This window comes from Bradyrhizobium sp. RDI18 (genome assembly GCF_043203335.1).
Taxonomy (GTDB): domain Bacteria; phylum Pseudomonadota; class Alphaproteobacteria; order Rhizobiales; family Xanthobacteraceae; genus Bradyrhizobium; species Bradyrhizobium retamae.
On the sequence record NZ_JBICRN010000008.1, the window covers coordinates 800125 to 811469 of the forward strand.

Consider the following 11345-nt stretch of genomic DNA (forward strand, 5'->3'; position numbering starts at 1 on the left):
GGTGAGGGGTCCCAAGGGGTGGGACGCAAGATCAAGCGAAAGAAGATTCGCGCAGGCGAGCGCCATTACCGCCGGCGCCGGATCGCGTTCGCTACGGATGCTCTTAAGGAGTTCCCCGAGCGGCATCGGTCCATCATCAAGCAGCATTTGCAGGATGCGCATGCGCAATCCGACTGGTACTGGGATCTCGCGATACGACCAGACAAAGCGCGCATTCGTATAGCGAGGCTCGCAGCGGATTTCTTCGGTGGTCAGAATGATCCGCTTCAGTCCGAGCTCGGTGAGCGCAATCTGGGCGAGCCCTTTCTCCTCGAGACCGCGGATGCGCCGAGCAGGAACAACGTCGAGCAGGAAGCGGCCTTCGTCGCGCTGTACGACGACGGCATCGAGCTCTACCTGCTCGGACGCTACAGACTTCGACGCGACGTACGCAATCGAACGCACTTCCAGGTCGAGCGACGCCTGGATGAGCGCGTCTCGCAGAGCAGGGTGTCGCGCCGGAATAGCGGTAGCCGCCTTGGCGGAAACGAACAGGTCGGAGCGGACTGAGGAATGGGGCGACAGCATTTGATCGTACTCCAAATCAAGGCAGAGGGTTCGCGGCGTCGATCTGTGTCGGACGTTTGTCGGTACTGTCGGTCATGCTTGTCTCCGCTGCTAGATTTCCACGATCTGAGTCGGGTCGAACTCTGAGTTTTCCCAGGTCTCACCGATCTTCCACGGGCCGTAGCCCTTCGCATTGCTGACGACGCGGGTATCGCCCACGCGGAAGTCGCGGGTCTCGTGCGTGTGCCCGTACACCCAAATATCCGCACCCTGGATCGGAGCGCGGCTGGTGTAAGCGGCCGAAATAAGATCGTGCTCGAATCCGCGGCGGACAGCCTCCGCATGAAAACTCATGTGCGTGACCACTACGCGCGGCAGCGTTTTCGGCCGGCTCAATTCCCGCTGCAGGAACGCGCGGGTCTCCATGTGGCGCGCCAGCGTGTGCGCCGGACGCAACCGCAGCTCATAATTCCTCAAGCGGATTTTCTTGTAGTCGTTCATCACCGCGCCGGCGGCCTGCATCGCGCGGTCCTGATCGCCGAACAGGTTGAAGTCGGTCCAACCGGTTGCACCGAGAAAAATCGTGCCGTTGATGGTGACGCAGTCGTTCTGCAGGATGTGGAGATTCGTCCCCGCTGCGGCGATGCGGGCCTTCTCGATCGTGCGATCGAGATCCGTGCCGTAGCCCTCATGATTTCCGGCGACGTAGACGACATCGCGATCCTTCACGCGTTCCAACAACCACTTCACGCCGCGCTCCATACGGGTGACTAGGTCGCCGGCGATGACAAGGACATCGAAATCCGGACGAGCGGCACCCGCCGGCAGGTCCCAACCGCGGGTCGATTCCAGATGCAGGTCTGACAAGATCCACAAGCGCATGATTCGGCTCTCAGTCGTCGACCGGGGGCGGGTCGTTCTCGGCAAGCTCGGTCAAGGCGGCAAGCAACGGGTGGTCGTCAGCCAATTCCTCGATCGAGAGCGCGAACTGGACGTTGTCGGAGCCGCATTTTGGGCAGGCATGATGGCCGATGTAATCGAACGTGCTTTCTTCGCCGCAGGCGCGGCAGCGGAAGCGGGCCATTTTCGCTACTCCTCGCGGGCTGCCGGCGGGGTGGCTACGAACGCGTCGGTGGCGCGGTCGTAGTCGCGACAGAAGAAGACGCGCATATCGTGCAGCTCCGTCAGGCGGATGACGTGGAAGCTCTCGAGGCCGGCCTCGATGCGGACGGGTTCACCCTTTGCATGCGCAGGGCAGCGCGTCATCCACATCCCGCCATGTCGGTACAGGCGGCCCGCTTCGCCGCATTCCTCACAGGTGCAGGCAGAGCGGGCCTCTGCCAGCGCGATCGCTTCCTCGACCTTCGTCCTGGACTCGTCTGAAAGCTCACCGCGCCAAGAGAAGCGAAGTGTGCCGTATTTCTCCTGGATCTCGAGGATGCGGAGCCAGCCGCCGCCCTCGGCCATTGCAGCCTCGATCCTGGTGAAGAGACGCTCCAGCAGATCGCGCCAGCCATGACCGCAAGTGGGATAGCCCTGCGTCGCCTCCGGCGCGCCGACCGGCGGGTGAAAGAGGTTCGGATGCGCCTCGATCAATTCGATCCGCCAATCACGGACAATACGTGCCATGCCGCTACTCCTCGATTCCAAATGAGCCGGGCGGGACGCCTATGAAGGCGTCGGTCGCGCGGCAATCCGGTCGTCGATGGCGAGGGCGACACGACATCGGACGAGCCGCAGCGCGGGCACTCGTGGCGCTCGGCGTCGTAGACGAATTCGCCTTCTCTGCCGCAGGGGATGCACCGAAACCTGGCCATCGCTATTCCTCCCCGTGCGGCGGTCGCGGCGAGACTTCGGTCAACGTGTCGGTCGCGCGGTCGTAGCGCGCGTAGTACATGTTTGCCGTGCCGGGCGTGCGGCGCAGGAAGCGAACGTTCTCGTAGCCGGGCCTGACCGGCACCGGATCGCCCGCCGCCGCGTGCTCCGCGCAGCGCGTCGCAAGCCAGCCGCGGTTGCTGTACAGCCGACCCTCCGCTCCGCAGATTTCGCAAGAGCAGGCCGAGCGTGCGACTGCCAAGTTGATGGCCTCTAAAATTCTGAGCCTGGTCTGATCCGAGACCTCGCCGTCCCAATCGAAACGCGCGACACCGAACTTCTGCTTGATGCGCACGAACTGGAACGTCTCGCCGTCCTGCAGCGTGTCCTCGATCCTGACGCAGAGCCGCTCCATGACGTCGCGCCAGCCTGCCTCGCAAAGCGGGTAGCCGAACGAGTGCTTCGGCTCTTCGGCCACGATTTCGAAGAGGCGGGGGTGCGCCCGCATCAAGTCGATCCGCCAGTCGTTGACGATGCGCGCCATCTCACTCCTCCTCGATGCCCAAGGAGCCAGGATCGATAGCGATGAAGCTGTCGGTCGTGCGGTCGTAACGGCGGCAGATAATTTCGCGCCGCCGACCCACGATCCGCTCCTTGACGCGGACGTTCTCGAAGGACGGCTCGACCCCACCGCGCGCCCCTCGGCGTGCAGCGCGGAGCGGCGTCATCATCCAGCAGCCCGATAGGTACAGCCATCCATGCTCGCCGCAGAGCCTCGCAGGTGCAGGCGGAGCGCGCCTCCGGCAGGTCGATGATCTCCTCGACCTTGGCGTTGGCCTCGGGCGACAAGGTGCCCTCCCGGTAGAAGCGCAAGGTCGCGTACTTTTCCTTGATCTGCGTGGCCTTGAACGAACCGCCGTCGGCCTGGATCGCCGCCCGGATCCGGGCGCAGGCGCGCTCCAGCAGGTCACGCCATCCCTCGCCACATTCCGGAGAAGCCTGGGCCACCCCAGGTGGTCCGCCAGCGGGTGAAAGAGGTCCGTGTAGGCCTCGACCAATGCTGCCCGCCAATCCCGAACGACGCCCGTCATGACACGCCTTCGCAAACAATAACGCCACGAATGAGAACAAAGCAGGAACGCAAATTTGAGTCAATAGATATCTATCAATCTATTTCGTATAGGCACCTATGTTAAGCCTCGTTTGGCGAAATTGCCGTGCTTTCAACGGGATGATAGGGAGACGAAAATCGATGAAGGGCGGCCGATTGTCGGGGAAAATCGCTGGACGGCAGGCCCGATCCCTTGCCGCAGCCCGCAACCCGTGGGACGGTTTTCGGGATGGCACAACGCACGGACAGGGTGATGGCAGACGCGAAACCGTCCCCAAAAAAGGGGCGGAAACCCCCTCAAGGCGACAAAAGGCAATTCCTGACGTCCCTCGATCCGGAAGTCATCAAGCAGATCAAGCAGGCCGCGATAGGCCTGGAAAAGACCGCGTCCGAAGTCATGGAAGAGGCCGCCAAGGAATGGCTCGCGCGGCATCACGCCGGCAAGAAGTAGCGGACGCTATGGGAGCAGCCAACACCTACAACGATATTGAAATGGCCTGGCTGATGAAGCTAAGGACCGTCGTCGCTCGTCTAGGCGAGATGGATTGCGAGCGGTGGTGGAATTCCGATGGCCAACTCGGACCCCAAGGCGCCTCTGTGCTACGGCGGGGACTTCCTCGCACGCATCATTTCGCCCAGGCTCGATCCGTTTGGACGATTGCCGGCCTGCGTTGCGCACAGATTTTCGATCCCCCCGGCGCCGTCACGCTTTGGCGGCTCACGGACGCGCTCGAAGAGCGTCTGGATGTTCTCTGGGAGGGTTGGCTCGACGACGCTGCGAGTTGGCGGCCATTTTTCGAGCGCGTCGCCCGCTTGAAGCATACCGACGTGCCGACCGCGCTGAAGGATTTCGACCTGGTTACCGATGACGAGATCGCCTCCGGAGCCAAGATCAAGAGAGCCAGCGACGGCCGTTCGATTATGGTGCCCGGTGTCTTTGACGAAAGGCGGCGCTCAGTTGCTTTGCTCGCCCTTTCGTTTGCGGCAGGCAGCCAGGGGAATTTGGTCGTTCCGCATGCTCGGAGGGCGGGCGCGTGAAGCCTTCCCCCGATTGGTCGCAGCGACTGCTCCGCAAGGGCGTTCTTGTAAAGGAGACCTACGAGGTCTTTGGAGCATGGAATGATAATCTCACGGAGAGCCAAAACCTAAAGGCGACGCTTTCCGGAAGGTTTGCTACAGCCGGCTGGGGGCGCGAAGTAGAATCCACGCTGCATCGGCGGTTGCGTCACCTTGATCTGATCCGGCCGCTGATCGCCCTTGCCAAGAGTGGGATGTCCTTGGCGGATTGGCGGGACTGTTTGCGTCTTTGGATTGGCGCTACCGAGCAACCTTTCCACGACTTCGCGATAACTTGGCTTTTCGTCGAGCATGAAAAGGGGCGTTATCAGATCCAAACCGAAGATGTCCGTGCGTTCTTCGACAAGGTTGCAGCGACGCGCGGTCCGAAGGCCAAGCCGTTCTCCGATTATGCGAAACTGCGCGGCGCCCGCGACCTTCTGCGGATGGCGACCGAGCTTGGCATGTTATCCGGACTCGGTCCCGCGAAAACCTTCGCGTCCATCGCGATGAGCGACGACGTCATGATGTTCTATGCCCACATGATCGCTGATTTTGAAGGTAATTCCTCAAAGATGCCGGGAAGCAAGCTTTGGCGTCTGGCTTACATGGCGCATCCCGATGTGCATCTTGCGCTGCTTCGGCTTCATCAATTCCGGCGGCTGAACTACGAGATCGCCGGCAACATCGTTCAGGTCGGATTACCTTACAAAAGCGCCCTCGAATGCGCCGAAAGGGTAGCGGCATGACCGATTTCGAACGGCGTCTCCGAGATGATCTGGAGCCGATTCTCGGCTTGCCCGATCCCAGAGAGAAACTGAGCGCATACCACGACATGCCGTACGCGCTCTTCCGCTACGATCCGGAGCAGGAGTACCCGCTGCGGCGTGAATTGACGATGCTCCGGACGCGTCTGATCCAGAAATCAAAGCGAGTGACTCGGATATCTTTGGCCGAGTGCCTTTATGAGGCAATAGCCTCGATGCGCCCAATGGAAGATTGGTATGACGCCGAACGCAGCGGCACCATCGAGGAAACGGTTCAGACGATCACCAACATCCTCGAGAAATACGCGCCCCTGGTCGACCTGGTGGCGAAGCGGATGCCGGCTAATCCGGACCCGCGCACTGATGTCGTGTTGATCAACCGGACGGGAGCACTATTCCCCGTGTACCGCACTTTCTCGTTGCTGGAGCAACTGAAGGGTAGGGTGGTGGTACCGACAATTCTGTTTTACCCGGGCGACCTCGACGGAGCATCTGGGCTCCGTTTCATGGGCGTGCTCGATGCCGAGCATAATTATCGTCCAAAGATCTTCTGAGGGATGAACGCAGTGGACAAGATCGCAACGCTATTCGACAACGACGTCACTCGGCAGATCGAGGAAGTCATTAAGGTCGACCAGACCTCCGCGGAGATCATTGCCTCGGAAATCGACGAATACGTCGTGACCGACGCTATCAAAAAGCACTTCGTACACGTGTTGGAACGATATCAGGAAACGCCGCAGAAGCCGCATGAGGGTGTGGCCATCTGGATCTCAGGCTTCTTCGGATCCGGCAAGTCCAGCTTCGCCAAGGTGCTGGGACTGGCGATCGAGGATCGGAATATCCTGGGAACGCCGGCGGCGAAGCGGTTTGCGGCTCGCGCGAACGACGCCAAGCTCAACGTCGTCCTCAATACCATCAACGAGAAGATTCCAACCCACACCGTCATCTTCGACGTCTCCACCGACCGCGGCATCCGGTCCGGCAACCAGATGCTGACCGAGATCATGTACCGCCTGTTCCTGGCGAGCCTCGGTTACGCCAAGGATATCGACCTGGCCGAACTCGAAATCGCCCTGGAGGCGGAGGGTAGATTTGAGGAATTCAAGAAGACCTTCCAATCCCTGCACGGCAAGGCGTGGGACGAGCAGAAGGGGATGACCATCTTCGCGCTCAACGAGGCGAGCGCCGTCCTGCACAAGCTCAATCCGGTGACCTACCCGATGGCTGACTCATGGTCGAAAGGTCGGCCGAAGATGGACATCACCGCCGGCCGGCTGGCCGACCGCATCGTCGAACTCATGAAGCGCCGCAAGCCCGGCCACTCGTTGATATTCGTCGTCGACGAGGTCGGGCAGTTCGTTGCCCGCGACACCCAGAAGATGCTGGACCTGCAGGCAATCGTGCAGCAGCTCGGCGTCAAAGGGCGGGGCAAGTATTGGATCGCAGTGACCTCCCAGGAGCGTCTCAGCGAGGTCGTCAGCGGGCTCGATGATCGGCGCATCGAGCTTCCCAAGCTGATGGACCGCTTCCCACTACAGGTTCATCTAGAACCGTCGGATATTTCGGAAGTCACGAGCCGGCGCGTGCTGAAGAAGAAGTCCGCGGCCGAGGCGGTTCTCGGCAAGCTCTTCGACGACAACCGGGCTCGGCTTGATCTCAACTCGCGTATTACCGCCGAGGTCACCTTCCCGGGCTTGTCCGGGAGCGCTTCATCGACCTTTACCCGCTCCTACCGTACCAAATCGAACTGATCATCGACATCGTTTCTGGCCTTCGCATGCAGGGCGGCGCGAGCAAGCACGTCGGTGGTGCAAACCGCACCATCATCAAACTTGCTCAGCAGCTGCTCATCAATCCGGCCACCATGGTGTCCGATGCGCCGATCGGCACGCTTATTCGGCTCGACCAGGTCTACGACCTGATCGAGGGCAATATCTCATCGGATATCCGGGCCAAGGTCATTTCGATACCCAACAAGGTGAAGCATCCGCTGGCGCAGGCCGCAGCTAAGGTCGTTTGCCTGCTTCAGTTCGCGAAAACCGTTCACCGCACGGCGGAGAACATCGCCGCCACGCTCATCGACCGGGTCAACGCCGAATCCAAGCTGACGGAAGTCCGCGAGGCACTCGCTGAGCTCGAGAAGGCGCTGATGGTCAGGCAAGGCGAGGGCGGATATCGGATTCCCACGCCGGCCGAGGACGACTGGGATCTCACCCGCTCCTCAATGAATGCCAAACGCGGGGACGAGAAGCGGATCTATGCTTCAGTCATTTCCAACTCGTTCTGGGCGCCGCAACCCGGATTCACTCTTGGCGATGCCAAGGTGTTCAAGGCTGGCTTGATGGTCGGCGGCAACGAAGAGGTTGCTGGCGACATCATGTTCCACATCGAGCTCGCCGAAAACGCGAAGGAAGCAGAAAACGACGCCGAGAATCTCCGCAAACGAAGTCAGCTAGAACCCAAGGCGGTTTTCTGGTCGGTGGCGCTTGACGATGAAATCCGGCGGGAGATGCGCGAGGCGTTCCGCTCGGAGGAGATGATCAAGCACAAGACCAGGGGCGCGACCACGGCCGACGAGACGGCGTTGATCGCAGAAGAGAAGGTGCGTCAGCGGACTCACTTGCAGGAGCTGCAACGGCGCGTGAAGGCCGCATGCCTTGCGGGGAAGGTGTACTTCCGCGGCAATGACCGCAGTCCCTCCGGAGCGGTGTCCGAGGTGGGCAAGGCGGTCTCGGCGGTGCTGGAGCAGGTCCTCCCAGACGTCTACAACCGCTTTTCAGAGGCCTCGGCCAAGAAGACCGACGTCACTAAAGGCATCGACGCACTCTTGAGCGCGGAAAACCTATCGGGCCTGCCGCATGTCTTCACGCACCTCGAGCTTCTCCGGGACGAACAGAACAAGCGCGTCTTCAAGACCGATGTTGTGCCGCTGTCCGAGGTCCTAGCCAAGATCGAGGAGCGCGCGGCCTACGGCGAACAAGCGACCGGCAAGTACCTTGAAGACGAATTCCTGAAGTCTCCGTTCGGATGGGATTTCGACGTCATGAGGCTTCTGACGCTGGCGCTGCTGCGCGCCGGCGCGATCGAGGCGACGTCCAAGGGGCAGACGATCGAGCAGGCGACCAGCACCGCAGCCAAGGAGTGCTTTTCCGGAAACAACCTATTCCGCGCAGCAAGCTTCCGGCCCAAAAAGGGCATTGATTTCAAAGTTCTCGTCCAGGCCGGCGACAACTACCGCGACACTTTCGGGGAAGACGTCAAGGAGATCGCCGCTGCGCCGATTGCCGCCGAGATCAGGGCGGCAGTCGAACGTCACGAAGAGGCGCTCGACGGTGTACTGGGCACGATGCGCAGCACCCAGCTTCCCGGGGTGGACTTTATCGAAGCGGCGGTCAGCCAGATGCGCGGGATCCGCCGTGGCAACGAAGAGAATGCCATCCTGTCGTTCAACGCGTCCCATAAGAACATCAAGGACGCCATCCAGCGCGGAGCCGACCTCATCAAGGCCCTTACCGATTCCACCCTGAAGGACATCGAAAGCGCCAGGGGCGCGGTGTCGACCATGCCGACCCTGGTCGAGGAGCCCAATCTCGATGCCAGCTTCGTCGAAAAAGGTACCCTCCTGGAAGACCTGCTCAAGCGCGAAACCTTCTTCCGTGAACTGGGGCCCATCGCACAAGCCGCGACGGCGATCAACGGTGAGTACAAGCGCCGCTACAACGAAGCCTTGGACGGTAGGGTCAAGGCCTACCTAGTGGCCTTCGAAGCGCTTTCGAAGGAGCCGGGGTGGGAGCGGCTCGACGACGCGCAGCGGGACGAGATCTCCCGCCACCTTCGTCAATGCGCCGACAAGAACTGGAACAACCAGACCCTCCGCCATCTGCGGTCCGAGACCGAGCTGTGCGAGAGCCGGTTGGCCACCGCCGTGACCAAGATGCATCAGGTCTTGGAGGGCGAGCGCCTTGCCACGGTCTCTGTTAGCCAGTTCTTTTCGGGCGGCATCGAGACCGAAGAGCAGCTTGACCAAGCCCTGGGTGGCATCCGGGACGAATTCTCCCGCCTGATCGGCGAGGGCAAGAAGGTCATCGTGAAGTGAGCATTCGCTGATGGACAAGGAGACCAGAAACGCGATCGAACGCGCGACCCAAAAGGCCCGGCGCCTCCTTGAGGAGGATTTCGCCGAGCAACTGGACGGCGTATTCGACGTCAGACCGGATGGTCGCATCGCCAGCAAGGGCGGTGCGCATCTGACCGGTCGTCAGCATCTGCTGCGCGACAAGATCGTCGCCGCCATCGAGCACAAGCGCGGCGTCGGAATGAAGCCGGACGAGGCCGTTGCGGACTACGTCCGGGATGCCGCCTTCACGGCATTGAACCGGTTCGCGGCGTTGAAGATGCTGGAGGCCCGCGAGCTTGTCCAGGAATGCGTCAGTCGGGGCGACAATTCCGCCGGTTTCGTCGAGTTCTGCGGCTTGGCGCCGGCGCTGAAGACCGCCGACGGCGTCGGATATCGACTCTACATCGAGAGCATCTTCGACGAGCTCTCGACCGAGGTGAAAGTTCTGTTCGACCGGCGTGACCCGGCTTCGGTGCTTTGGCCGACCAAGCTCGCCTTCGACGATCTGCTGGAGATTCTGAATCACGCCGACCTGGTCGGGATCTGGTCGGAAGACGAGACAATCGGCTGGATTTATCAGTTCTTCAATTCCGGCGAAGAACGCCGGAAGATGCGGGATGAAAGCCAGGCCCCACGCAATAGCCGTGAGCTTGCGATCCGGAATCAGTTCTTCACGCCGAGCTATGTTGTGCAGTTTCTTTGCGACAACACGCTGGGGCGGATTTGGCATGGGATGCGGGGAGGCGATACTCGCCTCTCGGCCGTTTGCGAATACCTGGTTCACGACCTGACGGCGATGCCGAAGGTCAGGGTGCCGATGGACGAGCCAAGAAAGATCCGCGGGACATCAGGATTATCGATCCCGCGTGCGGTTCGGGGCATTTCCTTCTGTATTGCTTCCTGTTGCTGCTCATCATCTACGAAGAGGCCTGGGCAGACGAGGGGGCCCCAGCGAGTGGCGCAACTGGCAAGCCGCTGCGGGCTGACTACCCGACCCTGGAAGAGCTCCGCAAGGCGGCGCCGGCTCTCATTTTGAGCCACAACCTCCACGGAGTGGACATCGACCCTCGCTGCGCGCAGATCGCTCAGCTTGCCCTTTGGATGCGCGGCCAGCGCGCCTTTAAGGAGGCGGGCGTGCCGCGTTCCGATCGTCCGGTTATCCGTAGGGCGAATATCGTCATCGCCGAACCGATGCCCGGAGACACCAAGCTCCTGGATGAGTTCGCGGCAACGGTACGCCCGGCATTCATGGGCAGCTTGTTCAAGGAGATTGTCTCCGAAATGCGCCTAGCGGGAGAGATGGGCGCGTTGCTGCCGATCGAGCGCAAGCTGTCGGCATCGATCCAAAATGCTCGGGTTGCGTTCTCCAAACAGGCTGAACGATCAGAGAATTTTCTGCCGGGGTTCGAGCCCGTGAAGCGCCAGGGCGAGCTCGATCTTTCAGGCATCGACAATTTCGCGTTCTTTGAACGAGCCGAGGAGCAAATCTTTGGTGCTCTCCAAGCGTATGTAAGCGATGCCGTCAATGGCCGTGGCATCCGCCGCCGCCTCTTCGCAGACGACGCGGAGCAGGGCATCGCCTTCGTTGAGACGATGGGACGCAAGTTTGACGTCGTCTTGATGAATCCTCCTTTTGGAGCAGGCAGTCTAATCGCTAAGAAGGAATTCGAGAGTAGCTATCCGCGGACGAAGAATGACATCTTTGCGGCCTTCGTCGAGCGGGGCGTCGAACTTTTACTCCAGCGCGGCATGCTTGGTGCCATCACATCTCGCACAGGCTTCTTCTTGTCGAGCTTTCAGCAATGGCGTGAAGAGATATTGCTCAAAGATGCGCCGCCAGTAGTGTTTGCCGATCTTGGATATGGGGTTCTCGACAGCGCTATGGTTGAGGTCGCAGCTTACTGTCTTGAAAAAAAGCCATGAGGCTCTT

The 11345-nt window shown here is 60.9% G+C and carries 11 protein-coding genes and 1 pseudogene; 7 read left to right on the forward strand and 5 right to left on the reverse strand.

What is annotated here, in order from left to right; translation table 11 throughout:
- Positions 1-18: 18 nt before the first annotated feature.
- Positions 19-549, forward strand: a complete 531-nt coding sequence (locus ACFXS9_RS12615) for a hypothetical protein (protein WP_392689270.1) — start codon at positions 19-21, stop codon at positions 547-549.
- Between the two features lie 108 nt (positions 550-657).
- Here the strand turns inward: ACFXS9_RS12615 and ACFXS9_RS12620 are convergent, their stop codons facing one another.
- From ACFXS9_RS12620 to ACFXS9_RS12640, 5 genes are all read right to left on the reverse strand, one after another.
- Positions 658-1428, reverse strand: coding sequence for a metallophosphoesterase (locus tag ACFXS9_RS12620; protein ID WP_392689272.1), 771 nt, complete (start codon positions 1426-1428; stop codon positions 658-660).
- A 10-nt stretch (positions 1429-1438) separates the two neighbouring features.
- Entirely contained in the window at positions 1439-1630 is a 192-nt protein-coding gene (locus tag ACFXS9_RS12625) for a hypothetical protein (protein WP_392689274.1), read from the reverse strand.
- A gap of 5 nt (positions 1631-1635) precedes the next feature.
- On the reverse strand, positions 1636-2175 hold the full coding sequence (locus tag ACFXS9_RS12630; protein WP_392689276.1) for a hypothetical protein: 540 nt from the start codon (positions 2173-2175) through the stop codon (positions 1636-1638).
- A gap of 190 nt (positions 2176-2365) precedes the next feature.
- Positions 2366-2905: a hypothetical protein gene (locus ACFXS9_RS12635; protein ID WP_392689278.1), complete on the reverse strand. Its 540-nt coding sequence runs from the start codon at positions 2903-2905 to the stop codon at positions 2366-2368.
- A gap of 1 nt (position 2906) precedes the next feature.
- A complete protein-coding gene (locus ACFXS9_RS12640; RefSeq protein ID WP_334367160.1) occupies positions 2907-3092 on the reverse strand; it encodes a hypothetical protein in 186 nt (61 codons plus the stop codon).
- Positions 3093-3725: 633 nt separating this feature from the next.
- On the opposite strand from ACFXS9_RS12640, the gene ACFXS9_RS12645 reads away from it, so the two are divergent.
- The 6 genes and pseudogenes from ACFXS9_RS12645 to ACFXS9_RS12670 all read left to right on the forward strand — a co-directional run bounded on the left by ACFXS9_RS12645 (position 3726) and on the right by ACFXS9_RS12670 (position 11338).
- Complete coding sequence (locus tag ACFXS9_RS12645; RefSeq protein WP_392689280.1) at positions 3726-3923, forward strand: ribbon-helix-helix domain-containing protein; 198 nt, start codon at positions 3726-3728, stop codon at positions 3921-3923.
- A gap of 8 nt (positions 3924-3931) precedes the next feature.
- On the forward strand, positions 3932-4510 hold the full coding sequence (locus tag ACFXS9_RS12650; RefSeq protein ID WP_392689282.1) for a BrxE family protein: 579 nt from the start codon (positions 3932-3934) through the stop codon (positions 4508-4510).
- Positions 4507-5277, forward strand: coding sequence for a BrxA family protein (locus ACFXS9_RS12655; protein ID WP_392689284.1), 771 nt, complete (start codon positions 4507-4509; stop codon positions 5275-5277). Before ACFXS9_RS12650 ends, ACFXS9_RS12655 begins: the two co-directional genes overlap by 4 nt.
- Entirely contained in the window at positions 5274-5849 is a 576-nt protein-coding gene (locus tag ACFXS9_RS12660) for a BREX protein BrxB domain-containing protein (RefSeq protein WP_392689285.1), read from the forward strand. Before ACFXS9_RS12655 ends, ACFXS9_RS12660 begins: the two co-directional genes overlap by 4 nt.
- 3 nt (positions 5850-5852) lie before the next feature.
- Positions 5853-9394, forward strand: a pseudogene (gene brxC, locus ACFXS9_RS12665) (BREX system P-loop protein BrxC).
- Positions 9395-10318: 924 nt separating this feature from the next.
- The gene (locus tag ACFXS9_RS12670) at positions 10319-11338 is read left to right on the forward strand and encodes an Eco57I restriction-modification methylase domain-containing protein (RefSeq protein ID WP_392689286.1); all 1020 of its coding nucleotides are present in this window, start codon (positions 10319-10321) and stop codon (positions 11336-11338) included.
- Positions 11339-11345: the final 7 nt, after the last annotated feature.

Coding starts and splice junctions, on each gene's coding strand:
- ACFXS9_RS12620 (WP_392689272.1), bottom strand. CDS start 1,428: ATGCGCTTGTGGATCTTGTCAGACCTGCATCTGGAATCGACCCGCGGT.
- ACFXS9_RS12625 (WP_392689274.1), bottom strand. CDS start 1,630: ATGGCCCGCTTCCGCTGCCGCGCCTGCGGCGAAGAAAGCACGTTCGAT.
- ACFXS9_RS12630 (WP_392689276.1), bottom strand. CDS start 2,175: ATGGCACGTATTGTCCGTGATTGGCGGATCGAATTGATCGAGGCGCAT.
- ACFXS9_RS12635 (WP_392689278.1), bottom strand. CDS start 2,905: ATGGCGCGCATCGTCAACGACTGGCGGATCGACTTGATGCGGGCGCAC.
- ACFXS9_RS12640 (WP_334367160.1), bottom strand. CDS start 3,092: ATGATGACGCCGCTCCGCGCTGCACGCCGAGGGGCGCGCGGTGGGGTC.
- ACFXS9_RS12645 (WP_392689280.1), top strand. CDS start 3,726: ATGGCAGACGCGAAACCGTCCCCAAAAAAGGGGCGGAAACCCCCTCAA.
- ACFXS9_RS12650 (WP_392689282.1), top strand. CDS start 3,932: ATGGGAGCAGCCAACACCTACAACGATATTGAAATGGCCTGGCTGATG.
- ACFXS9_RS12660 (WP_392689285.1), top strand. CDS start 5,274: ATGACCGATTTCGAACGGCGTCTCCGAGATGATCTGGAGCCGATTCTC.